The organism is Advenella kashmirensis WT001, assembly GCF_000219915.2.
In the GTDB taxonomy this organism is placed as follows: domain Bacteria; phylum Pseudomonadota; class Gammaproteobacteria; order Burkholderiales; family Burkholderiaceae_B; genus Advenella; species Advenella kashmirensis.
The window spans coordinates 3612723-3636626 of the sequence record NC_017964.1; the positions used below are offsets into that span (position 1 = coordinate 3612723).

The window sequence follows — 23904 nt, forward strand, 5'->3', positions numbered from 1 at the left end:
GGCATACTTGGTCGAGGTGAATCTAGCCATGGCAGAATCGCTCAAAGAGCGATGGCTGGCAATTAAGCCAAGGCCTGGGAGATGAGCGTGTAAACACCGCTCAAATTGCTGACGCTGGCCACGCTCTGTTGCCAGAACAGCCTGACGCCATTGCTGATGCAATCAATACGTATCTCAAGATACTTCAATGATCAAATAAATTCGGCTTAAATCAGTTCTATACGTACGGAATCTTTATGAAATCATTAATCAAGTCAGGTATAGCAATAAGCTTGTTAGCAATTGCGTCCTCGGTTGCTTACGCAGAATATCCTGAAAAGGGAATCCGATTAGTTGTTCCTTTCGCTCCAGGCGGATCGGCCACTACCTCAGCAAGATTGTTTGCCGACGAGTTGTCAAAAGAACTTACTCAAAAAATCTATATCGAAAACAAGGGAGGGGCAAGCGGCGCCATCGGAGCCTCGTTCGTTGCCAATGCAAACCCAGACGGATATACGCTGTTATATTCTTCAGCAGGAATGATGACGGTTAACCCCGCTCTTTTTGGAGAGAAATTAAGCTATAAAGTCAGCCAATTTGCACCGATTAGTCTGACTTCAACATTTGCCAGTGTACTCTTCACTGATAAAGATTTTCCCGCAAAAGAGCTGAATGATTTGCTTTCATATGCAAAGGCGAATCCCGGCACGCTCACTTTCGGCTCAGCCGGCCCCGGAAGTTCAGGGCACTTATGGGGTGAATTGCTAAAGAACCGTGCGAACATCGATATTCAGCACATACCTTACAAGGGAACAGCGCCAGCACTCGTTGATGTCATTGGCGGCAGAATTACGTTTGTCGTGGATGCGGCCGTGGCTGGTCAGGAGCAGCTTAAAGCGGGAAATTTGCGTGCTCTTGCCGTCACTTCCAGTAAACGAATAAATACCCTTCCCGACACTCCTACCTTTGCTGAAGTGGGCTTAAAGGGTTTTGAACCACTTAGCTGGTATGGGGTTTTCGCACCCGCTGGAACGCCCGCAGAAGTGATCGAGAAACTTAACGCGGCTGTCAAAACAGTTGCCGAATCCTCCAAGTACAAGGACGGTCTTCATACTCTGGGCATGGACGCAGCTTCCAGTACATCCAGTGCATTAGGCGAACGAATCACGAACGATTCTAAACTATGGACAACCGTCATAAAAACGGCCGATATTGTTGTACAGTAATTTACTCTCGGGGAAACTCTAAATGATCAAAAGTATTTCGTTGCTTACACGAAAAGAAGGCATGTCACACGAAGAATTCATGACCCACTGGGTGGAAAAACACGCCCCGCTGGCACACGCCGTTCCGGGCCTTCGGCGTTATATCCAGTCCAATATTGTGGAGGAGCGTTTCCGCCAAGACATTCCGGTTATCGAAGCCGATATTGATGGTATCGCTGAGCTTTGGTATGACGACATTGATGCTCTTAAAAAAGCTAATCTGTCGCCCGAAGCAAAACGACTTCATGCGGATGGAGCAACATTCATTGGAAAAATAAAGACCTTCACAGTCTTTGAAAATCTCATCATTGGTTCATAAAAAACTTTCCAAGCGCCGGACATGACCCAGACTTCAGGAATCATCTCAATCCTGTCATTAATATTTAATGAGTTTGCAACGGGATTTCGGATGTTTTCCGCTACGGCCATATCCGGCAATTGCGTGATCGTCCTTTCGCAGACCCGTATACGTCTAAGCGTATACAGCGCCCGACTTCACTCACTGCACCACAGCAATCGCAATCTTCCCCCACAACCCATTATTAGCACTCTCCAGGCGAGCATGCGCAAGCGGTATATCAGCCAATGAATAAGTAGCGCCAACATGAGGCCGCAGCTGTCCGCGTTCAACCAGCGCGCTCAGTTCATCTAGCTTGCCACGATTCTGCCGTGTGAACACGAAGTGATAACTGGCGTTCTTGCCCCAGGCGTTAATAAGGTTTTGCGGTTTCCCAATATCAACAATCGAGACAAGCCGGCCCAGCTGTGCGAGCACGTCAGGAGAACGGGCAAGGGTGTCACCACCGATGGTATCGAAAACAACGTCAACGCCCTGGCCCGCTGTTTCACGCATAACAGCCTGGACATAATCTTCTTTCGCGTAGTCGATGACGACATCGGCGCCCATGCTGCGTGCAAAGTCAAAATTTGCTTCACGCACAGTGGTTATTACCCGCGCACCCATGGCCTTTGCCAGTTGAATGGCCACATGCCCTACCCCGCCTGCTCCGCCGTGTATCAAAATGCTTTCGCCTACGCGCAGGCCCGCACGCACAACAAGCGCTTCCCATGCGGTGCCCCCGACCAGGGTCAGGCTGGCGGCTTCAAGATGACTCAGCGTAGCCGGTTTCTTGCCTATGATGCTTTCGGCAGCAACGTGGTACTCGGCATAGCTTCCCGGACCATCAAAGATTTGGGGCGTATACCAGACCTCGTCACCTGGGGCGAAGGCGGTCACACCTGCGCCTATTTCCTCGACCACGCCAGACACATCGTGTCCGGTAATGGCTGGAAGTGGCACCAGGTCGGGGTAGTCTCCGCGCCGTACCTGGTAGTCCAGGGGGTTGATGGATGTTGCGTGGACCCGGACCAGAACTTGCCCTGCTCCAGGTACCGGTTTGGCTACCTCAGAAAGTTCAAATGCGTCTGGACCGCCAAAGGTGTTAAGTGTGATTGCTTTCATTAGATTCTCATTTCGTTAAAAAGGGATATCGGGATTTATCGATATATAGAGATAAAAAAATTACAGGTCTTTACCGATAAGTTCGGCAAGCGCGCTGATGGCTTCTTCGTTGCGTTTATAGTAGGTCCACTGACCAATGCGTTGAACTTCAACCAGGCCCGCTCTTTGCAAAGTAGCCAGATAGTCAGACACCGTGGACTGCGACAACCCAACACCCTCTTGAATACTGCTTACGCAGACGCCCACCGTATGAACATCCCCCTCGTCTTGCGGAGGAAAGTTGTTTACAGGGTCCTTCAAGCGTCTAAGAATATCAAGACGCGTACGGTTCGAGAGAGCTTTGAATATGTCTAGTAAGTCCATAACTCAATTATATCGAAATTTCCCGATATGTCAATTTATCGAGCAGTGGTCAGCCATACAAGGGATGTCTGGAAGTGCATTTACGCGGTTCAGCTTTGCGTAGCCGAGATAACTGCTTCCCCCTGCTGGGCCGATGCAATTGGTACACGCAAAACAATGACCAACGCAGCGAACAGCATTACAACGCCAGCGATGACGAAAACGCCCGTGACGCCCCCGAAACCGAATACCACACCACCTAGCGCTGCGCCTGCCGCAATGGAAGACTGCACCGAGGCAACAACCATACCGCCTGCGGTCTCTGCCTGATCGGGAACCGCGCGCGCTACCCAATTGGACCAGGCGACCGGCACCCCGCCGAATGCCAGCCCCCAAAGGGCTACCAACAACATCAACCCTGTACTTTCCACTGGCAGCCAGATCATGCCCAGCGCCGCGACGCCAACCAAAACCGGCATTAGCACCAGTGTGACTCGCAAGCTACGTTCCATAAGCCAACCAGCCAGAAGTGTACCGACAAAGTTGGCGACACCGAACCCCAGCAGCATGAGCGATAAACCATCAATATCAATGTGAGCCAGGCTTTCCAGAGCGGGTCGAATATAAGTGAAAAGCGCATATTGACCGGTATGGGCAAGCACGCAACCCAGCATACCGATTCCAATTCCAGGCCGGCGCAGCAACTCCAATACCGATGCAGTCCGCGCCATCCTGAGTGGTGCCATACTGGGTAGCGTAAATAATTGGAAGATCAGTGTGATCCCGCCGACCGCAGCCGCTGCAAAAAATGCGCTGCGCCAGCCGTACAGGCCACCCAGGTAGCTGCCGAGCGGCACAGACACCACCGTTCCGACGGCAATGCCGCTGAAGATAATAGAGAGCGCCCGTGGCACGAGCCTTGCCGGGACCAGGCGCATTGCCACCGCAGCAGCCATACTCCAAAAGCCGCCCAGGGCGATGCCCAGCAGAATTCGCATAATCAGTAACACGGTCAGGTTGGACGACAATGCCACCAGCAGATTGGAGGCGATCATCAATATCGTAAAGCCCAACAGCACCACGCGCCGGTCAAGCATGCGCGTTTGTCCCGGAACCAGCAGTCCGGCAAACAAGGCAACGACAGCGGTTACGGTCACGGCTTGTCCAGCCAGCGCTTCCGATACCCCAAAATCGTAGGCCATGGGTGTCAACAGGCTGGCGGGAAGGTACTCCGCCGTTAATAACCCGAATACGCCCATTGCCAATGAGAAGACAGCCATCCAGGCTGGTTCCACGCCGGATGGTTTGACAGCGCTTTGCACAGAAACCGTGCCACAGACATCATTGCTCATTTCAACAAATCCTCAAAAAGTTACAGCCCAAAGTCTAGACCGAAACATCCGGATGATCTATGATGAAAAGTCTTGATGTTTTGATCAAAACTCCGGAAATGACACAGCAAAATCCATTCGCCCTATCCTCTGAACTCATTAGCGAACTACTAGCCGGCATGCGCCTGCGCGGGGTACAGTACCGTCGCATTCAAACAGGCCCAAGCTTTGGGATCGGTTTTGAGCCCAAAGTAGGACACGCTTACTTCCATTTCCTGGCTGTCGGTAAAGCGATCTTGCGAACCGAAGATGGGGTCATGCACGAGTTGTCAGCCGGCAACGCGGTGTTAATTCCCCAGGGCGCAGCGCATCAGCTGCTATCCGAACCAGAGACTCCCGTTCACAATATCGACAACTTCGGTGCTGCGCCTCTTGGAGAGGCAGTCAGCGGTGTAAACACTTGCCCAAGTACGCAACCCACGCCAAGCGCCATTCTCTTTTATGGTTGTATGGAGTTTGATCTTGGCGGTATGCAGGGGTTAGGTAAACTGATGCCGACCGTCATGGTGGCTGACACGCAGGCAGAACGCTACCCCGGTTTAGTGCCTATTCTTGATTCTATGAAACGTGAAATTTGCGCAGGTCGAATCGGTTTTGCCGGCATTATGGCACGGCTGGCTGAGGTGGCGGCGGCGATGATTGTGCGTGGCTGGATCGAATGCGGTTGCGAGAACGCCTCTGGTCTGGTCGCTGCGCTACGTGATCCCCGGCTGGCTCGCGCCATACTGGCATTGCACCGGCAACCCGGCCGTGATTGGACTGTCGCAGAGCTGGCCGCTGAATCACACATTTCTCGCTCCGTTTTCGCGCAACGATTCCAGGCCACTATCGGTGTGCCACCCTTACGCTATGCCACGCAGTTGCAAATGCGTCTGGCCAGTCAATGGTTGGCTCATGACAAAGTATCTATTGAGGCCGTAGCACAGCGGCTGGGTTATACATCTCAGGCCGCATTCAGTCGCGCTTTCAAACGTATAACAGGCCAGTCTCCGGGAGCCAGCCGTGACGCTCAAATGCGCATGTAGACGCCATGTCCGGCTATGCGGCGACGGCTTGTCGTTGATTTCATTAACCCGATATAGCAATTCTTGCTCCACGGGTTTGCTACCTCCCTTACGGCTCTTGAATGTCTTCGGTGGAAAAGGCTTTCGCGCCACAGGCAGCAGCGGGTTTGCGATATTCACCGGCGGCAATGCAGGCTTACGGTCTTTCTGTTTAAGGCACTATGATTAACTAAACATCAGGGTTGCCAGCCATCGTAATGACTGCACTGTGCCGAACTTCCGGTACAGTGCAGCTACAACGCATCAAAATCCCCCGCCGCAAGGCGGACCGGTTCGAGCCCGGCCCGGGACACTATTCTAGACACTAATAAATACCAGCGCTTAGCGCGGCTTTAGTTCAGCAACCTGTGAAGCCTGGCGTGCGTGCTACGCCGTTTCCGGCTCGTAACTACGATCATAGAAGTCCCGGACCGCCTGAAACGCCAGCAAGCGATTCTTCTCCAGCAACACCAAATGGGTGGCCTCACCAATTTCCGCCCACTGGCGATAAGGCGCATTGCGAAGCTCAGAAAAGAGCGCTTGTGCAAGATCAATTGGCACGTCTACGTCCCACTCTCCGTGAACCAACAGCACCGGCACCCTAATGTCGGCTGGCTCATAATACTTGCGCCCGGCGCGCCAGTAGTCGCGGATGTCCTGAATTGGGCCGTTGCTTGCGCGCAGTTGGTCCGGCGTGCGCTCGCGGCTCCACGGATCCTCGGCCAGGGTGAAATCAGCCCATTGCTCGAACCAGCCTTCCGGCACCAGGGTTGCACGGCCATGTTCCGGCGCGGTGCCAAGCCAGCGTTCCTTGCTCTGGCGCACCGGGACCAGGCGCCAGGCGTCGAGTTTGCCGCCGGTGTCTATCGGAATCGGCTTGTCGCTCAACCACTGTGGCGCAAGCAGGGCCAGCTTGTGTACCTTGTCATTATTGCGGCTGGTATAGGCGCCTGCGACCGTGCCGCCCCAGGACATGCCAAACACGGACACTTTCTGCAGACTGCGCCGTTTGATCACATAGTCGACCACGGTGCCAAGGTCAGCCACGCCGGTGTCGGTCTTGACAACTGGCTGGCTCTGCTCGGCTGGCAGCTCCATTTCCGGCGGGCGGCCGAATGGCCGTAACCGCGCACATCCAGCGCGTAGACGTCATAGCCTGCGGCGGCCAGATAGTCCATGAACGACATGCCGTTGAACGGTACATCGTACAAACTGCCGGACGAGAAGGTGGCGCCGTGCACCATCACAATCGTGCGTTCCGGCGTAAATGTTTTTAGCGCAGCCGGGCGCTTGTTGCGCACGTACAGGTCGATGCCAGGTGTGCTGGTGGCAACGCGCAGCTGCTCGAAGATAACTTCGGTTCCGTTAATCACAATGTTCTCACTCACGATAAGTATCTCCTGATCCATTACTCGTAGCGCCAGGCGAAACGATCGCCCTGACGTGTCACATAGCCGGCTGAGGTTTCTGCAAAATGCGGGGTAAACAGCAGCACATTGTGTTCGGCGCCTTGCTCCAGCACCCAGCGGCGCGACGCGCGCGCAGCTTCCTGCCACTCGCAAAATACCGAGTTCCAGTCCGGACGCACCACTTGCAGTGGGTGATGCATCACATCGCCGGTGAAAAGCGCTGCCTCGCCCTTGGCGCGCAGTTCGATCGACATATGGCCGATGCTGTGACCCTTGGTCGGACGGAAGGTAAAGTTTTCCAGGTAGTTGCCGCCGTCGTTGCTAATGCGATCGGCCTGGCCGGAAGCGATGATCGGCGCCACGCTGTCCTCGAACACGCCGAAGCTGGGCACGTTCACTTCGTTGTGGCTGTCAGGGCTGCCGTAGTAATCCTCTTCCGCGTGAGAGAACACATGGCGTGCATTAGGGAAGGTCGGCACCCAGCGGCCGTTAATGAGTTGCGTGTTCCAGCCAACATGATCAACATGCAGGTGGGTGTGCAGCACGTAGTCAACATCTTCGGGCTGCACGCCTGCGGCGGCAAGGCGTTGCAAAAAAGGCGTGCTCAGTTGGTGAAAAATCGGGTTGCGTGGCCGCTCCTTGTCGTTGCCCGAGCCGGTATCGATCAGGATAGTATGCTCCGGCGTACGCACCAGCCAGGCATGGATGCTCTGAATCAGGTTACCAGTGCCTGCGTCCATATTACTTGGCGTCAGCCAGTGCAGGTTGGGGTTAAGTTCGGCTGCGTCCCAATTCGGGTAAAGAAAAGCCGGTGGTGCCACATTCAGGCGTATTTCTTCTATTTTTGTGACGGTCACGTCACCTATCTTGTAGATTTTGTTCGGATGAATCATGTTGAAAATCCCGCTGGTTGAAATCGTGTTTGTAGTTTAAACTTGCGGTATGTATTTAACAAATCGATTCAAATAATGTCTTCCATTGATCATTTCAATTTATGGTCTTTCGACTTGAATTTGCTGGTGGCCTTTGACGCCCTCATGCGCGAGCACAGCGTCACCCGCGCAGCGACCCGTCTGAAAATCAAGCAGTCGGCAATGAGTCATAACCTTAGTACGCTGCGCATGCTGTTGGATGACGAACTCTTCATCCGCGTCGGGCAGGTGATGAAACCCACGCCGCGCGCGCTCGCCCTGGCGTTGCCGATCGCCCGGCTGCTGGAGCAGGCACAGCATGCGATCACGACACGCGAGGCCTTCCACCCGGAGCAAGAGGCACGGACGTTTTCCATCGGCTTTTCGAGCGAACTGGAGGTTCTGCTGATGCCAAGCCTGACCGCCCAGGTCCAAAGCTACGCGCCGGGCATCAAACTGCTGGCACGACCGGCACAGCCGGAAGAGGTGCACCGGATGCTGGATGATGGCGTGATCGATCTGGCGATCGGCTGTTTTGGCGACGGCGCCGAGCGGCACCGCCGCAAATTGCTCTTTGAGCAATCACTCACATGCTGCTTCAACCCCAAGCTGCTTGATCTGACGGTGCCCATCAGCCAAAGCGCCTACCTGGCGCAGCGGCATGCGTTGGTTTCCCAAAACGCGAGTATCCGCGGCTGTCTGGAGTATGCGATGCGCACCGCCAACGTGGAAGTGGATGTGGTGATGGCGGCGCCGGAATTTCTGACCGTGCTCAGCACCGTGATGTCCACGCCAGTCATTACCACCTTGCCCACGCGGATTGCCAACTGCTACGGACCTTGATGGGGCTGACGACCAGCCGGTGCCGTTCGACTTTACCGTCACGCCCATTTCAATGGTTTGGGCGGCGCATTCCGATAGGGAGCCGGCGTCCGAATGGCTGCGTCAACAGGTGGAACCTATCCTGGCGCAGATAGAGGGGGTAACGCCGTAACATAGACTGCTCGCTGACACTGTCAAACTGCGCAAGGCGTGGCGATGTTGCGATACTGCCCTTTGAAATACAGCAACGGCTGCAAGCAGGCACCCGCCTGCAGGTTCAACGCTTTCACCTGGCCAATAACAATCAAGTGATCTCCGGCGGCGTATTCAGCATATATTTCGCAATCAAGCCAGTGAAGGCTGCCGGCCAATATCGGGCTACCCAGGGGCGACGCCTGCCACTGAACGTCGCGCCACTTGTCCGTGCCGCTCTGGGCAAACTGCCTGGACAGCGCCACTTGCTCGTCGGACAGAATATTGACAACGAAGCGACCTGCCTGGCGAATTTTGGGATAGCTGGCCGAACGCGTCATCACGTTGAACGACACCAGCGGCGGGTCCATGGACACGCTATGGAACGACTGGCAGGTAAAGCCAATGGGCTCGTCTTCGAAGTGCGATGTGATGACCGTGATGCCGGAAGCGTAGTGCCCGAGCGCTTCGCAAAAATGCAAAGGCTCAATCGCAGTAGTGGAAAGTGACATAATGCAATTGAAATACTGGATGTAGCTTGAAAGGTGCTAAGGACAAGCAGTCCGGCCGGGTTGCCAGCCTTGCGTCCTTAGCCCGTGCCTGGTTGTCACGAGCAGCTCGCAACGACCATGCCCCGACAGAAAATCAGTTGGCCAGTTCCCTGCGAACGATGTCCGCTCCGGCACTCAACGCATTCAGCTTGCCTCTTGCAACGCTGCGAGACAATGGCGCCATGCCGCAATTGGTGCACGGATAGAGTTTATCGGCATCCACGAACTGCAGTGCTTTTCGCAGCGTATTGGCCACTTCATCGGGTGTTTCTATGGTGTTTGTGGCCACATCAATGGCGCCCACCATCACTTTCTTACCGCGAATCAATTCGATCAGATCCATGGGAACGCGCGAGTTTTGGCATTCCAGAGAGACGATGTCGATACTGGACTTCTGCAACTTGGGAAACGCTTCTTCATACTGCCGCCACTCGGATCCCAGCGTCTTTTTCCAATCCGTATTCGCTTTGATGCCATAGCCATAGCAAATATGAACCGCGGTTTCACACTTTAGTCCTTCAATGGCTCTTTCCAGCGTCGCGACGCCCCAATCATTGACCTCATCAAAGAACACATTGAATGCGGGTTCGTCAAACTGAATGATATCGACACCCGCAGCCTCCAGCTCTTTGGCTTCCTGATTAAGAATCTTGGCAAATTCCCAAGCCAGTTTTTCGCGACTTTGATAGTGGGCATCATACAGGGTGTCGATCATTGTCATGGGGCCCGGTAAGGCCCATTTGATCGGCTGATTAGTCTGTTGACGCAAAAACCGGGCGTCGTCAACAAACACGGGCTTGCGCCGGGCGACGGCACCCACAACCGTAGGCACGCTCGCATCATAGCGATCACGAATTCTAACGGTCTTGCGGTTCTCGAAATCCACCCCTTCCAGGTGTTCAATGAATGTGGTCACGAAATGCTGGCGCGTTTGTTCACCATCGCTAACGATATCAATTCCCGCGTGCTGTTGTTCCTGCAAAGACAGACGCAACGCATCTTGCTTGCCCTCGATCAATCCCTCATTCTGCAGTTTCCAGGGGGACCAGAGTTTTTCCGGTTCGGCAAGCCAGGCGGGTTTAGGCAAGCTGCCAGCCGTTGAGGTGGGTAATAATTTTTTCACAGTAGTAGTCATGGTGTTTGGGTTCTCAAAAATGGGATTGCGCGGACCATTGCTCAAGAATCGCCCGGTATGGTTTGATGAAATGCTCCTCGGCGTACCTTCCCTGCTCGGCCGCCAGCCGGCTGCGTTCCTCCCGATCATAAACAATCCGGGTTAACGAATAATCCTGGTGCTTCAGACTCGGCTGATAAGACTTGCCTGCGGCAGAATTTGCGTTGTAAATCTCTGGCCGGTAAATTTTCTGGAAGGTGTCCATCGTGCTGATGGTGCTAATGAGCTCGAGGTCCGTATAATCACGCAGCAAATCGCCGGAAAAATAAAAAGCCAACGGCGCCGCACTATTGGCAGGCATGAAATAGCGGACCTTCATCCCCATTTTTTTGAAGTACTCGTCAGTTAATGAATATTCATCTTGGTGGTATTCCACGCCCAACACGGGGTGCCGGTTTTCAGTACGATGATAGGTCTTGCTGCTTGACACGCTCAGGCATATAACAGGCGCTTTGGCGAAGTTATCCTTGTAAGTCTTTGAATTCACAAAGCACTTGAACAGCTTGCCATGCAAATCTCCAAAATTTTCTGGCGCGCCGAATTCGTGCTGATGCCTGGCGTATTCCGGCAGCAGCACACTAAAGTCATAATCTCGCACATAAGAAGAAAAATTGTTTCCTACAATGCCCTCAATGCATTCGTTGGTTTTCCGGTCAACTACGCTGGTCTTTAATATTTCAATCACAGGCAGGTCGCGATCATTGCCTTGGCCTTCAAAGCGCATTTGAACTGAGATAATGTCAAGGTTGACGCTATAGCGATCGCCAGTGGGGTTGTCCCAATGCGCCAGGGCATTAAAACGATTGTCAATCATCTTAAGGGTATTGCGCAGGTTCTCTTGCCGACTCTCGCCTCTGGCCAGATTGGCAAAGTTGGTGGTAATTCGCGTATTGTCTGAAGGACGATAGTCTTCATCAAAACAAGTGCTCTTAATGGCAAATGTAAACTCTGTACTCATTATGCTGCTGCCTTAATTCCCAGAATAAAACCCACATTTATCTATTGATCGCTGCTCAAAATTTTCTTTTTCAGTTTCAGCAACATAGACATTTGTGATGCAAAGGCGGCAGTCTATATTGCATTAGTCATATTTAAAGTGAATAAAATTCATTCTTTCGCCGGCTTCGTTCATAGAATGGCGAGCGCTCTACCCCACAAATAGGGATAAGGACTCACCAGACACGCTGCTTTAGATGCGATGCATGACGATGCAGCCAAGGTTTTGTCGTTGATTTCATTAAGCAAATATAGAAATTGTTGCTCCACGGGCTTACCGGCTCCGTTACAATAGGACATGAATTTCTTTCTGCCCTCTTCCCCGTCTGCCTTTCACCCCCGCATTCAGCACATTTGCTGCCCCCAACTATTGGCGGTCGCATGAAAGTGCCCAAGCGGCTGGTGCCGTTGCTTGAAGAAGGCCTAATCGACGAAGTCCTTAGCCAGCTGATGAGCGGCAAGGAAGCCACCGTATACGTTGTGCGCAGTGGCGATGCCACACGTTGCGCAAAAGTGTACAAAGATGCCAAGCAGCGCAGCTTTCGGCAGGCCGCGTCGTACCGGGACGGCCGCAAGGTACAAAACTCCAGGCAGGCCCGCGCCATGGAAAAAGGCAGCCGCTACGGCCGCCAGATGCAGGAAGAAGTCTGGCAGAACGCCGAAGTAAACGCATTATTCCAACTGGCGAACGCCGGCGTGCGCGTGCCCCAACCCTATATTTGCACCGACGGCGTGTTGCTGATGGAACTGGTGATGGATGCGGATGGCGATGTCGCGCCGCGCCTTAACGACGTGGATCTGACCCAGGAACGTGCCCTGCAGCTGCACGCCATGCTGCTTAACCAGGTGGTACGCATGCTTTGTGCAGGCGTCATACACGGCGATCTGTCCGAATACAACATCCTGCTTGCCGCCGACGGCCCGGTCATTATTGATCTACCCCAGGCCGTTGACGCCGCCGCGAACACCGAAGCATGCGAGATGCTGGTGCGCGACGTAAACAACCTTGCGGCGTATTTCGGGCGCTTTGCCCCACAACTGCTGTCTGCCAGCTATGGCAAGGAAATATGGACACTTTACGAAGCGGGTGAACTGAACGTGGATGTTGAGCTGACCGGCTATGTTGAAGCTGACACCCGCCCCGTGGATATGGACAGCCTGCTGCTGGAACTGGAAGATAGTCGCCTGGAAGAAGAGGCGCGGCTGCGCCGCGAGCAACAATTGGCCAGCACCTAGTAAGGGCGCTGGTCAATGATACCTGCCAGGCTGCAGATGCTTGCCGCCCCGCTATTTGAACCTGACCAGATCCTTGAAAATCAATTTCCCCCAGGTATTGCCGCTGCCGTGAACAAGCGCGCCGCCTTCCTTAAACGGCCCCAGCGCAATCGGTGCAAAGCCAAGTTGCTCTGCCAGCGCCGCAACTGGCGGCACTGCACTTTCGTCGTCGCTTGATAAAAACACGACGCGGCTTCCGCCATTCACGCTCGGATCAGCGCCCAGAACGGCTGCAACCAAATGGTTAAAGCCCTTGACAACGCTGGCGCCGGAAAATGCCTTGGCGACAACGGTGGCCGATGGTTGCCCTTCCAGCTCGTCCTCAGGAATACCATAGGCATTTGTCGCGTCGATAATCGTCTTGCCCTGCCAGCTATTCAACTGCCTGGCCACTTCGCGATATTCCCGAAAAGGCACTGCCAGGAAGATTATGTCGGACGCGATAGCCTCCTGCAGCGTCGTGGGTACAACGGTCGGCCCAATCGCTTGTGCCTGCTGCGTCAACGCCTCGGGCGCACGTCGGCCGGCAACGCTTACCTGGATGTTCTTTCTTGCAAACGATCTGGCAAGCGCCTGGCCTACCGAACCAAAACCAATTATTGAATAACTCATATTAATTCTCCATTTCGTGGACCTTGTGATTAACCACGATCCACATTATTTGGTGACCGGTAGCTGGTACAGATATGACCGCACCCGCCTCATAATCACCGCAATTAATCCCGTCTTGTGATCGGAATTCCTATTAATCGACACAGTCCAGGTCATCGTCTTTACGTTTACCAGGCCGGCCACACGCTTTTGGCGTGATTTTCGAGCACTATTTCTTGGCTGCACATTCGCGGCGCGACCTCAGATGGCCGCTGTACCACCATCCACATACAACTCCACGCCATTTACAAAGCTCGAATCGTCTGAGGCCAGAAACAGCGCGGCTGCCGCAATTTCTTCAGGCTTGCCCATCTTGCCGCGTGGAACCAGGGATTCGAAAGCGCGAATGGTTGCTTCGTCAAAAAGCTGCTCCTGAATTGGTGTAGCGATCTGCCCGGGACTGAGCACATTTACCCGGATTTTCCTGCCCTTTAGTTCGTTAAGCCATCCGCGTGCGAAAGCATGCAATGCTGCCTTGCTACCCGCATACACGCTGAAATCTGGAAACCCTTTCACCGACGCAATGGACCCGGTCATGAAGATGGATCCGCCATCGTTAAACAGCGGCAACGCCTTCTGAACTGTAAACAGCGTGCCGCGCGTGTTCAGATCAAAGGTTTTATCAAAGTGCTGCTCCGTAACCTCGCCCAGCGGGACGGCTTCGCCCGTGCCGGCACTCGCGTACAGGACATCGATCTTGCCTTTCTCCCGCTTAACTGTCTCAAACAAGCGGTCAAGATCGTCCAAATTGGCCGAATCCGCACGCACGCCGGTCACGTTTCGACCAATCTGCTTGACGGCTTCGTCCAATGCCTCTTGCCTTCTGCCCGTGATAAACACATAGGCGCCCTCTTCAACAAACCGCTTGGCACTGGCCAGTGCCATACCGCTAGACCCGCCCGTAACAACAGCAACCTTGCCTTGTAGCTTTCCCATAACAGTTCCTTTTGTGGCATAAAACCACGTTTCTATTCCCATTTGCACGAATGTGCTGTATCTTATGGATCAGTGATCCACATCATGAAGAAAATCATAAAATAATCATGATTGAAACATCCGGATCACTGATCCGTTTATTCAGAATACGGATCAGCGATCCATTTGTCAAGGAAATTTATGCGAGCAGACGCAAAAAAAAATTACGACCATGTTCTTTCAGTCGCGCGGGGCGTGGTTAGCGAACATGGTGCCGATGCGTCCATGCGGGATATCGCACGTCGTGCCGGGGTCGGGTTGGCCACCCTGCTGCGGCATTTCCCCACGCGCGAAGCCTTGTTCGACGCCTTGCTGCGCGAAAATCTGGACGCACTCACGCAAAAGGCAGTTGAACTTGAAACGTCAGCGCCCCCAGACGAAGCGCTGGTGTCGTGGTTTCGTGAAGGCGTGGCATTTGTTCTGAGCTATAGCGGCGTGGTGGCTTTGATGGCAAGCGCCCACGAGGACCCGGAGTCCGCGCTTTTCGTTTCCTGCGCCGCCGTGCACGAAGCGGGCGCGCGACTATTGCTGCGTGCCCAGGCCGAGGGGACAGCGCGCCCCGATATGCAAGGGATAGACCTGTTCGCCCTCATGTCCGCACTCGGCTGGATCGGCGACCAATCTGCATTCGCGCCACGAGGAGATTATCTTTTTGATGTTATTGCGAGTGCAATTTTGACAAAACCGTCTGGCGGCGAGTTCAAAAAGGGCAAGAAAGCCAAAAAGGCGGCGAAATAAAGTGCAGGCAATGGTGTCTGCACTCACTGTTCATTCTTCGAATGCGGAGCGCACAGCTGCCAGAATACGTTCCGCCCGGTCAGCGTTGTCCAACTGTGGATACGCTTTTTTCAGCTTGCCAGATACCTGCCAGCCGTTCTCCTTGAGGGAGCGAATGATGCGGTTCGCGTCCTCATCCGACATTTCCAGTACATCTTTGAGTCGCTCCTGAGCGCGCTGGAAGATGACCAGCACGCGTGCCTCATCAGCCATCTCGGTGCGAATCGTATGCGCAACGACCTGAGCCGTGTATAGGACGTGTTCGGTCAAATCGGGATAGCGCCATGCAAATTGCGCGTCTTCGTAGTCATCGAAGACCAGGTTGCTCTGGGTACCATCCTCGTACACGACGAGTTCACCAAATCGGTAGGCTGTTGCGTAGCGTTGCATAAATGGCCGTGAAAACACTTCCAGCGTACGGTCATAGCGCGCCCGAAAATCAATCGAACTCGTGATGGTGGCCGACACCGGTAGAATCACGCCATCAGGCACTGCCTTATCGCGGATCAGGGTGTCATTGATCAGGAAGCGATGGATTCGACCATTGCCATCCCGCATGGGGTGTATATACACAAAGGCGAAGGCGAGTGCTGCGGCCCGAGCCAACGGCTCGGCTCCCCGTGTTGCCAGCTCGAATGCTTTCAAGCCATCAAGCAGTTGGAGCAGTGTCTCAAATTGTGGGGCAATGTAGTGCACGATATCCTCGCGCATGGTTGCCTGCCCCACGAAAACTGGGGAGCTTCGCAGGCCCAGTCCGATGGCCTCATGGCCTAGAATGCCGGCTTGCAATGTGTGCAGGCTATCATTGCTCAGCGGATCCTCGATGTGGCCACAGTATTTTGCGATTACATGGGCAAATCGCTGGATTCTGTCAGCCTTGTCAGCTTCTTTCTCGATCAGAAAGCTCGCACGTGATTCTTTGAACGTCAGCCAGCTAGCCGTACGCATCAGGATGTCGGCGCCAAAGGTCTGGTTCAACTCGCGCAGTGCAGCATCCAGGTCAAATTGCAGCGCTTCCTGCACGGCCTTAGTACGGCGGACCAGAGGACAGAACGCCGGCACACCGGGAAGGTTATCGTTGATACGCCAGCGCCGTATCCGCAATGGCTTAACGCGGGTCAAGTACTGCTGTGTTGAAATGGCATCGACGTAGCCACCATTGCTAACATCTGGCACATCGAGATGGCGCCCGGTCAGCCACTCATAGAGAAATCCGGTGCGGCGGGCATATTGGCCGAAAGGGCTCGCCGGCTCCAGGCTTCGATCGGCTCTGGCCCAGTCACCGCAAACAGACGTGCGAAAAACTCAAGGTGAATATCTTCGTACTTGAGTCCAAACTCGAAATGTCCCGCGAAGTCGTCCGTCGGCTGATAGCTGGCGGGGTACTTGTTTGTGACAAATTCGTTGCTCTCTCGACTCACTCGCGTAGTACCAATCACCGATTCGACGCGCAGGGGTTGTGCAAGTGCGATACCGTAGCGGTCAGCGAGTGCCTTGAAGCCTACCTGCATCGTAAAATTCCCTAATCAGAACACAAAATTGATACCAGAAAGGGAATGATACGTGAAAACGATAATTTTGTGGATGCAAAAACGCTAATTCCAACTTGAATTTGCTATCAAAATAGTAATTTACGACGAAAAAGATAAAAATATACCGAAAATGTGAATTTCGGTACAGTACTGGTAACGGCCGCCGCGAGGCGGTTCGATTCGGGCACCGGGCACCGAATCAGGATCAGCAATAAACAGCGTTGGCGGGCATATTGATCTTCACCCGCCCACGAACGCAAGATTAACCTTGAGCGATCAGCTGCTGGCCAGCTCAGTTGCCCATCGCAACGACATCTGCAGGCAAATCGGTCTGGTGATATTTTTTATAAATCGCATTTAACTTGCCATTCTTCAGGTTCGCGCGCACCAGTTCATTCATTTTTTCCTTGATTTCCGGGTTGTTTTTAGCAACACCAATGGCCAGTTTGGCGCTGGACATCACGATTCGGATATCCATTGCTTTAGCCGGATATTTTTTATTCAATGCGCCGATGATTGATGGTGCAGTGGCAAAAATACTGCTTTGTCCACTGGTAATGGCGGTAATGGCCGTTGCATCATTTTCAAAACGAACAATATTGGTGCCGGGTGGCGCCTGCTTCGTTAACTGTTGGTCATTGGTCGTGCCTCTGGCAGTCACAACGGTTTTACCAACCAGGTCTTTCATCTCTTTAATGGGCGAATCCTTGGCTACGGCAACGACCGCTTTGTTGTCTGCATAGGGAATAGAAAAATCAACCACTTTGGCGCGTTCTGGCGTGATCGACAGACTTGAAATGACCACATCTGCCTTATTGGTCAACAAGAACGGAATGCGATTGGCCTGTGTTGTTGGCACCACCTGAAGTTTTACGCCCAGACTGTCCGCAATCAATTGCGCAGTTTCTACGTCTGAACCAATCGCTGTTACCTTGTCATCTGTCATGCCGTAAGGTGGCGCATTCAAATCAATCGCCACGCGCAATACTTTTTGCTCCATGACTTGCGCTAACGTATTCGCATTGGCTGCCGATAGCCCGCCTCCCATCGCCCCGACCAAGGTAAAAAGTGCAAATACGGATTTAAGTCGAAATTTCATAAAATGTCTCCATGCATCATATATTCATTATTGGTATAAGGAAAAAACCACGACTGCTATAAGCGCTACAAGCTTATCATCATTTTTCCTGATGCGTTTTGCGACCGTTCAATTTGAAATCAACGGCCTGTTCGGCGCCGGCCTCGTCAATTCAAGCATCGACCGCTACATATAGCATTTTGACGCAACAGTCGCTCAGCAACCGCACTAGAGCTAGCCTTTTTCGTTTTGACCCTTTCCGCCCGTGACAGGCTAGCCATCCCATCCCGGACAAATGTCACATCATCCGCTGCGAATACATCCTCCGGAGACGCATCGGACGCCCCCGGAGGTTCAGACTGCTCGTATCGCCAACTATTAATCAGAACTGCAGATTCAGTTGCGCCCAGGCAGATCGCCCGGGTTCGTTCACGCGTGTGTGTGATGGGAAACCAAAGCCCGCGTTTCCGGCCAGATTCAGATGTTCGCTGTATTGTTTATTCAATACGTTATCAATGCCAACCGTCAATTTGGCGTGCTTACTGAATGCGTAGCTCGTATTCAGAGAGAGGACGCCAAATCCTGAACTCTGCCCAAAATCCCTGCCCACCACATTACCCTTGTTCATTGCGATGCGGTGTTGGCCGGCGACCAGACGCCAGAGCGCGCCAGCTGACCACGGTCCATTTTCGTAGGAAAGCGTCAGCTTGGCTTCCAGCGGCGGGATCTGCGGTAATGGAGCACTATCTGTCCGGTTTCTTCCCCAGGCATAAGCCAATGTCGACCCTATTTGCCAGCTTGGGTTAAGCTGATAGGTAAAGCCGCTTTCGGCTCCCATGATGGAGGCATTTACATTACGTGCCATTGTGGTTGATCCCATCCTGCCGCCAGTCTGGTAATCGAAAAGAATAAAGTCCTGTACATAGCCAGCGTACGCGGACATCCAGGCCTGGAAGTAGTCGTTTTTGTATTGTGCGCCGATGTCGAGCTGCGTCGTTTTCTCGGGCTTCACTCCCTGGAATGCGTTGACCGATCCCTCCGGACCTTTCCTGGGAGAAAATAGCTCCCAGTAATCAGGAAAACGGGTAACGTGCCCGACGCCAACGTACACACTTGCCGGGACCGATTGCAGGTCTTTCTCATACCTTAAAAAGCCACTGGGCAGACTTTCCCGTCGGCGCTGACCGGCAGTGGGGTTGGCCATTTTCATCATACCGATGGTTTGTCGAAAGTCCTTGACCGACGCCCAATCAATACGCAAGCCCGCTATCAGGCGATCCCGCTGTGTCGCGTGCCAGGTGGCTTCGCCGAACAGGCCCAGATTGCCGAATTCGGCATCTTTTTCCCATGCCTTGTCTTTATAGGAATGCATAGCTGTGCCCATGCGTGCGCGATGGCGGCTTTGTTGCCAGTCAATCCCGGTAACCAGATCTGTATTTTGTGCAATATCAAACGTCGCAGCAACGCGTCCGCCCCACGTTGCACGATCAACATTACTTGCCATCGGCATACGCATTGAGCTCCTGGGATCGGGCGTGCGCAACGTATAGTTATCCATCACGTGATCAGCATAGTTGTAATACAACTGAGCCTCAATTTTGTTCAGAACAGGGCCAATGTTGCTCTTTTCAAATGTCAGCCCAAGACTTTCGCGCTTAAATTGAGACCCGTCCATGCCCCTGCCAGCATATCGTGCCTTCCCGTCCCCTATCCCGCCCGTCAGCTCAAGTAGCGTGTCTTGGTCTGGCGTAAAGCCCAGGGTCAAATCTGCATTCCATTTATCCCAACGTGATGGAATTGTGTTGTGATTACCATCCTTATAGTCATCCGAGTGGGAGTGATTGGCCGTTGTACGAACGTAAAAGGTTTCGTTGCCCACGGTCAGATCAGCAGCCTGATCATTTCTGCCGAACGAACCAGCGGTCAGACTGCCATCAAAGCGCAATTCTGACTTGGTAAACCGTGGTGTATCGCGATCAAACTTTACTGTGCCGGCTGATGCCCCCGGCCCCCACAAAACGGTTTGCGGCCCTTTGATCACGGTTAATGCATCAAAGTTCTCTGGTGAAATGTAGGAGCTGGGTGCATCCATGCGTGACGGGCATGCACCGGGCATAGAAGAGCCGTTTGTCAGCACATTCAACCGGGAGCCAAACATTCCCCGCAATATGGGGTCGCCATTGGTTCCGCCATTTCTGATAGCAGCAAAGCCCGGTATGGTTTTTAAATAATCGGTACCGTCGCTGGCAGGCAGGGGCTGGCGTGGCCGTTTTGGATTTGTTGACATCATTAACGACGAAGACGGCGCGACGGACGTGATCACGACCGGCTCCAGCATGGGAACGACGGCTTTTTGAGTATTTGCCTGAGACTGCCAAGGCAGAAGCATGCAGGCAGAGCAGATGGTCGCAGAAACATGAAAGCATGGGTGTTTCATAGCAAGTTTATTTCCTTCATTGAACATAGCGGTATCAGTAGGATGATTACTACTTACCGAGTGCGGCCGCTTGCTGCAAAGGCAAGTGGACCAGCAACGCCATGCAGATAGAAGGTCTGGGCATCGAGTCGGCAACACGGACAAGCAACGGACGAGCAACGCCCGACTATCGACGCGGCGATAGCCCGCATTCAAACAGAATCTGCAGACATTAAAAACCTCGGAAGATAGAAATCACAGTGAGGCGATCGTTAGCAAATACGATCGCTCGTGTGTATCAACCGAGGCGTACGGGCGGGGCCCTGGAACCCAGAGGCGGTCCGAGCGCTGGCAGTGGTGGCAGCGAACGATTGCGTTCAGCGGCCAGGACCAGACGCTGCTGCCAGACTGTTGTTGTCAGTGTAAGCAGCGCTTGAACAGGCAGTACGCCATGCGACATGACAAGCCCGAAGGGGCATTCCTGATCGGCGTGAGCGTTGTCTGCAGGTTCATTGTTTTTATTCTGCACCTCCAGGAGGAGCGTCTGCGTCCCGCCGTGTGCCGTACACAGCGTGAGCGCAACAGCCGCCCCTTTGCTGGCGGACAATATTGGCATATATCCTATTGGGATCGCCGATCTGCAAAGAAAAGCAAGCAAGGCCAGGCACAGAAAACCCTGCCAGCCATTGATACTTTGTCTGTGAGTAACCATTGAAGATCTAAACATCGCATGTACATTTTATAATATTTTGATTCTTTTTTACACATCAAACAAATCTTCCATCAGTACCGGAGCTTGGAGCGTTTGCAGAGCTTATGCCAGCTTTTCGTCGCCGGGCACTGCCCGTGCCCTGATCGTCGCACATCGGCGAAATCTGTCGGGTCGGGTCCACGCTTTCGTGAAATGGATCGAAGGTGTGCTAACGCCGTCTCAGGAATGAGGCGTGGTGGATACGCGTCTGCCGGGTTAATACCGGTATTACCCAAAAATGTCTCCCGTCCCTACGATGCCGGCAATTATTGGGAGCTCGTCTAAAATGCTAAAAGCACAATAAAGAAGGTCAGACACAAGCGCCCACGAGGATCCTGGCCCCGTGCTTTATGCTTCTTGCTCAGTGGCACAAGAAGCGGGGGCATGACGAGATTGATTATCGTAAAGCGTCGAAAAACAATCATTCACAATTGAAATACGTAATGAAGTAGCCCATATGAACACACTCTTGCTGGTTGGTGGTGACCTCTGCGAACGAACGGCAAAGCTGTTTGATCCAGCCCATTGGAAATGCATTGGCCTGCGCCGCAGCAAGGTAACGCCTGCATCAGAGAACACCATTTCCTGGCGCGAAGCCGATCTGCTGAACCCGGAAAGCCTCGCTTTCCTGGGGGCAGAAGAATTTTCCGATGTCACCCATATTTTGTACGCCCCATCGCCAGATAGCAGAACAATGACGCACTATACCGGGGTGTACTCGCTTGGACTGCCAAGGCTGTTGAACAGCCTGCCTGCCGGTTGTCTTAGCCGGCTGCAGCGCTGTGTGCTGGTGGGATCATCGGCCGTCTGGGGGCCGTCCGATAATTGGGTGAACGAAGATACACCCGTGGAGCCAACGCACTTTCGGGCCAGCTCGCTGTTGGAAGCCGAAGATGCGCTACGCGCTTTAGTGCCGCCGGGCTCAGGGGCCGCGCTGCGGCTGTCTGGCTTGTACGGCCCGGGGCGGCTGCAGTTGTTAAAAGGACTGCAGGCAGGCACAATCACCGCGCCAGACGGGCCCGGTCATTGGGCGAACCGGATTCATATCGACGATGCCGCGCAGGCCTGCGCGCTTCTGCTCACGATGGCCGATCCTCATCCACTTTATATAGGAACGGATAATTGCCCGATGCCAACGGCGCAGTTCTACGAAGCGCTGGCGCAATTAATTGGGGCTCCCGCCCCTGCCCGCCAGTTGCGGGCGCCCGGCGGCAAGCGGCTCTCGAACGCTCGGCTGCGAGCCAGCGGCTGGACACCCAAATGGTCGAATGCGCTTGATTGGTATGCGGCACAACGGGATGAAGAGGAGTGATATTCGTTCCGTGATTTTTAAGGATCACAACGCAAGGCTGGCATTGATAAAAAGATAAAGTACCAGCCTCGCAAAAATCACCCCTTCACGTTCTGATCAATCCAGTCCGCCAGCCACGTGCCGATCCGCAGGCTATGCTTGTCCTGCATCAGCATATGCGATGCGCCTGGCATACCCACATCGTTCAACATGACATTCTCTGCCTTGATACCGGCCTTGTTCGCGGCTGCGACAAATTCCTTGCAGGCCTTCAAACGTGGTGCCCAGCGAGAAGACTGATTAACGTAGTCGCCCCATAGCACCAGTACCGGAATTCCCTTGAGCGAAGACAAATCGCTGTCTGCCGCAGGGCAGGCGCCGGGCTCGATCGAGACGATGCACGGATACCGGCAGGGTTCAGCCTGGCTGTTTCAAAGGGATAAATACCGGACTGAGAGTGACTGATCAGCACCGCGCCATCCACTTTCCTTGCCAACTCCGATAGTGCAGGTACAGTGGGATTGGGTTTGGGCAAGGCATTGAGCCAGTCTGGCACCATTTGCTTCCAGAACTCTGCCTGGGCCTCTAGTGGAAATTGCATGCCCGGGAAAACATCGGGGTATTTGGGGCCAAAGCGGAAAATCTGCCAGGCACCCTCCTGCGCGGCGCCGAACACCTGCGGCAGCTTGTCAGCCGCCTGTCGCCCACTCTTGACCGCTACGATGGCCGACGGATCGGCTGCGGACCGCCCCCGCGAGGCTTGATCCACTACGTACGTGGGAAAGCCCTTGCGCACGAACAGCTCATCCCAGCCCATGCGACCATCCGGTGTCGACTCCCAGGTTTTGCCGGTCAGGCAGCAGCCATGTACGAAAACCACAGATGTCTTTTTCGCATTAGCCGGTTCCTGATAGCGCACATACACCTGATTCACGGCGATCGTACCCGCAGGCGCGTAAGCCGGCAAATTCGAGAGCGCGTCTGACTGGATGTTTTTCCCTCCCACAAAAAAGCTGCCCTGCCTGGCAATGGTCAACGGACCGCTGTCATTGCGCGTTGATGCGCAACCGGCAATGCCGGCGGCCATGACGAAAGTTATCGTTATTGCTAAAGGCTTCATTCCCAGTCTCCGTTTTTTGTAAATATTAGAGCGGATTATAGGGTAACCGGCCCGCGAACGGAACGATCGTGATCACAGCCATGATGTGCAGGCGACACACCACAGACCGTACTATGCTGTCGTGCGTACCGTTACGATGCCGCCAAGCGATTCTGCGACACGACCGCTGGTAAGATGCCTGTCACAATCCATCCATAATGACAGTTGCAATTTTTTTCGCATCGCAAAACATAATTACATATGGCATAATAGACGCCATTGGCTCTTCCCATGCCAGAGCCTTCGTACCAGGCTGCCAAACGTAGCCAATGGTATTGCCGATATCTGCAGGTCTGGCGAGCATGGTACTCAAAGTGGGGACGTACAGAAACCATGTTGACCGATACCACACTGCAGCACATCAGAAATAATCACAATTGCTATGCGGCGCACGGTCGCCGCGGCCTTTACCTGAGTGCTGGCGCGGATGTTTGCATGGCGCTTTATGCCACCGTGACAAAC

At 53.7% G+C, this 23904-nt stretch carries 25 protein-coding genes; 7 read left to right on the plus strand and 18 right to left on the minus strand.

All coding sequences use genetic code 11. The features are described from left to right. Nucleotides 1-236 precede the first annotated feature (236 nt). Together TKWG_RS16930 and TKWG_RS16935 are read left to right on the plus strand one after the other, a co-directional pair. The gene (locus tag TKWG_RS16930; protein WP_014752007.1) at nucleotides 237-1205 is read left to right on the plus strand and encodes a Bug family tripartite tricarboxylate transporter substrate binding protein; all 969 of its coding nucleotides are present in this window, start codon (nucleotides 237-239) and stop codon (nucleotides 1203-1205) included. 22 nt (nucleotides 1206-1227) lie between these two features. Then, a complete protein-coding gene (locus TKWG_RS16935; RefSeq protein WP_014752008.1) occupies nucleotides 1228-1563 on the plus strand; it encodes an EthD domain-containing protein in 336 nt (111 codons plus the stop codon). Nucleotides 1564-1743: 180 nt separating this feature from the next. On the opposite strand, the gene TKWG_RS16940 is transcribed toward TKWG_RS16935, so the two are convergent. The 3 genes from TKWG_RS16940 to TKWG_RS16950 form a co-directional block, all read right to left on the minus strand. Next, complete coding sequence (locus tag TKWG_RS16940; protein ID WP_014752009.1) at nucleotides 1744-2706, minus strand: zinc-dependent alcohol dehydrogenase family protein; 963 nt, start codon at nucleotides 2704-2706, stop codon at nucleotides 1744-1746. Between the two features lie 60 nt (nucleotides 2707-2766). Next, nucleotides 2767-3069: an ArsR/SmtB family transcription factor gene (locus tag TKWG_RS16945; RefSeq protein ID WP_014752010.1), complete on the minus strand. Its 303-nt coding sequence runs from the start codon at nucleotides 3067-3069 to the stop codon at nucleotides 2767-2769. 89 nt (nucleotides 3070-3158) lie between these two features. Beyond that, a complete protein-coding gene (locus tag TKWG_RS16950; RefSeq protein WP_014752011.1) occupies nucleotides 3159-4400 on the minus strand; it encodes an MFS transporter in 1242 nt (413 codons plus the stop codon). Nucleotides 4401-4459: 59 nt separating this feature from the next. On the opposite strand from TKWG_RS16950, the gene TKWG_RS16955 reads away from it, so the two are divergent. Then, entirely contained in the window at nucleotides 4460-5464 is a 1005-nt protein-coding gene (locus TKWG_RS16955) for an AraC family transcriptional regulator (protein ID WP_041709611.1), read from the plus strand. A 405-nt stretch (nucleotides 5465-5869) separates the two neighbouring features. On the opposite strand, the gene TKWG_RS16960 is transcribed toward TKWG_RS16955, so the two are convergent. The 3 genes from TKWG_RS16960 to TKWG_RS16965 are packed head-to-tail and all read right to left on the minus strand — an operon-like array spanning nucleotide 5870 to nucleotide 7784. Next, nucleotides 5870-6580 carry an alpha/beta hydrolase gene (locus TKWG_RS16960; RefSeq protein ID WP_238534217.1) on the minus strand — a complete coding sequence of 237 codons (711 nt, stop codon included), beginning with the start codon at nucleotides 6578-6580 and terminating at the stop codon, nucleotides 5870-5872. After that, nucleotides 6496-6870: an alpha/beta hydrolase gene (locus TKWG_RS25400; RefSeq protein ID WP_238534218.1), complete on the minus strand. Its 375-nt coding sequence runs from the start codon at nucleotides 6868-6870 to the stop codon at nucleotides 6496-6498. The genes TKWG_RS16960 and TKWG_RS25400 overlap by 85 nt, the downstream gene beginning before the upstream one ends. Before the next feature lie 20 nt (nucleotides 6871-6890). Then, nucleotides 6891-7784: an MBL fold metallo-hydrolase gene (locus tag TKWG_RS16965; RefSeq protein WP_014752013.1), complete on the minus strand. Its 894-nt coding sequence runs from the start codon at nucleotides 7782-7784 to the stop codon at nucleotides 6891-6893. 75 nt (nucleotides 7785-7859) lie between these two features. Here TKWG_RS16965 and TKWG_RS16970 point away from each other — a divergent pair, with 75 nt between their 5' ends. Then, entirely contained in the window at nucleotides 7860-8645 is a 786-nt protein-coding gene (locus TKWG_RS16970) for a LysR substrate-binding domain-containing protein (RefSeq protein WP_014752014.1), read from the plus strand. Between the two features lie 173 nt (nucleotides 8646-8818). On the opposite strand, the gene TKWG_RS16975 is transcribed toward TKWG_RS16970, so the two are convergent. The 3 genes from TKWG_RS16975 to TKWG_RS16985 all read right to left on the minus strand — a co-directional run bounded on the left by TKWG_RS16975 (nucleotide 8819) and on the right by TKWG_RS16985 (nucleotide 11499). Next, nucleotides 8819-9328, minus strand: a complete 510-nt coding sequence (locus TKWG_RS16975; RefSeq protein ID WP_014752016.1) for a flavin reductase family protein — start codon at nucleotides 9326-9328, stop codon at nucleotides 8819-8821. 133 nt (nucleotides 9329-9461) lie between these two features. Then, nucleotides 9462-10490, minus strand: a complete 1029-nt coding sequence (locus TKWG_RS16980) for a methionine synthase (protein WP_014752017.1) — start codon at nucleotides 10488-10490, stop codon at nucleotides 9462-9464. A gap of 25 nt (nucleotides 10491-10515) precedes the next feature. Continuing rightward, the gene (locus TKWG_RS16985) at nucleotides 10516-11499 is read right to left on the minus strand and encodes a DUF1852 domain-containing protein (RefSeq protein ID WP_014752018.1); all 984 of its coding nucleotides are present in this window, start codon (nucleotides 11497-11499) and stop codon (nucleotides 10516-10518) included. A 419-nt stretch (nucleotides 11500-11918) separates the two neighbouring features. On the opposite strand from TKWG_RS16985, the gene TKWG_RS16990 reads away from it, so the two are divergent. Next, nucleotides 11919-12773, plus strand: a complete 855-nt coding sequence (locus TKWG_RS16990; protein WP_014752019.1) for a PA4780 family RIO1-like protein kinase — start codon at nucleotides 11919-11921, stop codon at nucleotides 12771-12773. Nucleotides 12774-12824: 51 nt separating this feature from the next. Here the strand turns inward: TKWG_RS16990 and TKWG_RS16995 are convergent, their stop codons facing one another. Both TKWG_RS16995 and TKWG_RS17000 read right to left on the minus strand, forming a co-directional pair. Beyond that, a complete protein-coding gene (locus TKWG_RS16995) occupies nucleotides 12825-13424 on the minus strand; it encodes an NADPH-dependent F420 reductase (RefSeq protein WP_014752020.1) in 600 nt (199 codons plus the stop codon). A gap of 240 nt (nucleotides 13425-13664) precedes the next feature. Next, a complete protein-coding gene (locus TKWG_RS17000) occupies nucleotides 13665-14399 on the minus strand; it encodes an SDR family NAD(P)-dependent oxidoreductase (RefSeq protein WP_014752021.1) in 735 nt (244 codons plus the stop codon). Nucleotides 14400-14579: 180 nt separating this feature from the next. Here TKWG_RS17000 and TKWG_RS17005 point away from each other — a divergent pair, with 180 nt between their 5' ends. Then, the gene (locus TKWG_RS17005) at nucleotides 14580-15176 is read left to right on the plus strand and encodes a TetR/AcrR family transcriptional regulator (RefSeq protein WP_014752022.1); all 597 of its coding nucleotides are present in this window, start codon (nucleotides 14580-14582) and stop codon (nucleotides 15174-15176) included. Between the two features lie 30 nt (nucleotides 15177-15206). Here TKWG_RS17005 and TKWG_RS17010 read toward each other — a convergent pair whose 3' ends face one another. From TKWG_RS17010 to TKWG_RS23360, 5 genes are all read right to left on the minus strand, one after another. Further along, nucleotides 15207-16391, minus strand: coding sequence for a Fic family protein (locus TKWG_RS17010; RefSeq protein ID WP_202947728.1), 1185 nt, complete (start codon nucleotides 16389-16391; stop codon nucleotides 15207-15209). A 17-nt stretch (nucleotides 16392-16408) separates the two neighbouring features. Next, the gene (locus TKWG_RS24125; RefSeq protein ID WP_202947729.1) at nucleotides 16409-16726 is read right to left on the minus strand and encodes a hypothetical protein; all 318 of its coding nucleotides are present in this window, start codon (nucleotides 16724-16726) and stop codon (nucleotides 16409-16411) included. A 313-nt stretch (nucleotides 16727-17039) separates the two neighbouring features. Continuing rightward, nucleotides 17040-17846 carry a transporter substrate-binding domain-containing protein gene (locus tag TKWG_RS17015; protein ID WP_014752023.1) on the minus strand — a complete coding sequence of 269 codons (807 nt, stop codon included), beginning with the start codon at nucleotides 17844-17846 and terminating at the stop codon, nucleotides 17040-17042. 361 nt (nucleotides 17847-18207) lie between these two features. Continuing rightward, the gene (locus TKWG_RS17020; protein ID WP_014752024.1) at nucleotides 18208-20262 is read right to left on the minus strand and encodes a TonB-dependent copper receptor; all 2055 of its coding nucleotides are present in this window, start codon (nucleotides 20260-20262) and stop codon (nucleotides 18208-18210) included. Between the two features lie 277 nt (nucleotides 20263-20539). Continuing rightward, nucleotides 20540-20968 (minus strand): DUF2946 family protein, encoded by a 429-nt coding sequence (locus TKWG_RS23360; RefSeq protein ID WP_148274568.1) that lies wholly within the window; start codon nucleotides 20966-20968, stop codon nucleotides 20540-20542. Between the two features lie 481 nt (nucleotides 20969-21449). On the opposite strand from TKWG_RS23360, the gene TKWG_RS17030 reads away from it, so the two are divergent. Then, nucleotides 21450-22304, plus strand: coding sequence for an NAD-dependent epimerase/dehydratase family protein (locus TKWG_RS17030; RefSeq protein WP_014752026.1), 855 nt, complete (start codon nucleotides 21450-21452; stop codon nucleotides 22302-22304). Between the two features lie 77 nt (nucleotides 22305-22381). Here the strand turns inward: TKWG_RS17030 and TKWG_RS25405 are convergent, their stop codons facing one another. Next, entirely contained in the window at nucleotides 22382-22558 is a 177-nt protein-coding gene (locus TKWG_RS25405) for a hypothetical protein (protein ID WP_238534219.1), read from the minus strand. Beyond that, entirely contained in the window at nucleotides 22555-23403 is an 849-nt protein-coding gene (locus TKWG_RS17035) for an alpha/beta hydrolase family protein (RefSeq protein ID WP_238534220.1), read from the minus strand. Before TKWG_RS17035 ends, TKWG_RS25405 begins: the two co-directional genes overlap by 4 nt. Nucleotides 23404-23904 lie beyond the last annotated feature (501 nt).

Excerpts from the sequence above, each read along its gene's own strand:
- TKWG_RS16945 (WP_014752010.1), bottom strand. The coding sequence starts at position 3,069 with ATGGACTTACTAGACATATTCAAAGCTCTCTCGAACCGTACGCGTCTT.
- TKWG_RS16970 (WP_014752014.1), top strand. The coding sequence starts at position 7,860 with ATGTCTTCCATTGATCATTTCAATTTATGGTCTTTCGACTTGAATTTG.
- TKWG_RS17015 (WP_014752023.1), bottom strand. The coding sequence starts at position 17,846 with ATGAAATTTCGACTTAAATCCGTATTTGCACTTTTTACCTTGGTCGGG.
- TKWG_RS17020 (WP_014752024.1), bottom strand. The coding sequence starts at position 20,262 with ATGAAACACCCATGCTTTCATGTTTCTGCGACCATCTGCTCTGCCTGC.
- TKWG_RS17005 (WP_014752022.1), top strand. The coding sequence starts at position 14,580 with ATGCGAGCAGACGCAAAAAAAAATTACGACCATGTTCTTTCAGTCGCG.
- TKWG_RS16935 (WP_014752008.1), top strand. The coding sequence starts at position 1,228 with ATGATCAAAAGTATTTCGTTGCTTACACGAAAAGAAGGCATGTCACAC.
- TKWG_RS16940 (WP_014752009.1), bottom strand. The coding sequence starts at position 2,706 with ATGAAAGCAATCACACTTAACACCTTTGGCGGTCCAGACGCATTTGAA.
- TKWG_RS16930 (WP_014752007.1), top strand. The coding sequence starts at position 237 with ATGAAATCATTAATCAAGTCAGGTATAGCAATAAGCTTGTTAGCAATT.
- TKWG_RS23360 (WP_148274568.1), bottom strand. The coding sequence starts at position 20,968 with ATGTTTAGATCTTCAATGGTTACTCACAGACAAAGTATCAATGGCTGG.
- TKWG_RS16965 (WP_014752013.1), bottom strand. The coding sequence starts at position 7,784 with ATGATTCATCCGAACAAAATCTACAAGATAGGTGACGTGACCGTCACA.
- TKWG_RS16990 (WP_014752019.1), top strand. The coding sequence starts at position 11,919 with ATGAAAGTGCCCAAGCGGCTGGTGCCGTTGCTTGAAGAAGGCCTAATC.
- TKWG_RS16995 (WP_014752020.1), bottom strand. The coding sequence starts at position 13,424 with ATGAGTTATTCAATAATTGGTTTTGGTTCGGTAGGCCAGGCGCTTGCC.
- TKWG_RS24125 (WP_202947729.1), bottom strand. The coding sequence starts at position 16,726 with ATGCAGGTAGGCTTCAAGGCACTCGCTGACCGCTACGGTATCGCACTT.
- TKWG_RS16985 (WP_014752018.1), bottom strand. The coding sequence starts at position 11,499 with ATGAGTACAGAGTTTACATTTGCCATTAAGAGCACTTGTTTTGATGAA.
- TKWG_RS16975 (WP_014752016.1), bottom strand. The coding sequence starts at position 9,328 with ATGTCACTTTCCACTACTGCGATTGAGCCTTTGCATTTTTGCGAAGCG.
- TKWG_RS17030 (WP_014752026.1), top strand. The coding sequence starts at position 21,450 with ATGAACACACTCTTGCTGGTTGGTGGTGACCTCTGCGAACGAACGGCA.
- TKWG_RS16950 (WP_014752011.1), bottom strand. The coding sequence starts at position 4,400 with ATGAGCAATGATGTCTGTGGCACGGTTTCTGTGCAAAGCGCTGTCAAA.
- TKWG_RS17000 (WP_014752021.1), bottom strand. The coding sequence starts at position 14,399 with ATGGGAAAGCTACAAGGCAAGGTTGCTGTTGTTACGGGCGGGTCTAGC.
- TKWG_RS16960 (WP_238534217.1), bottom strand. The coding sequence starts at position 6,580 with ATGGAGCTGCCAGCCGAGCAGAGCCAGCCAGTTGTCAAGACCGACACC.
- TKWG_RS17035 (WP_238534220.1), bottom strand. The coding sequence starts at position 23,403 with ATGAAGCCTTTAGCAATAACGATAACTTTCGTCATGGCCGCCGGCATT.
- TKWG_RS16955 (WP_041709611.1), top strand. The coding sequence starts at position 4,460 with ATGATGAAAAGTCTTGATGTTTTGATCAAAACTCCGGAAATGACACAG.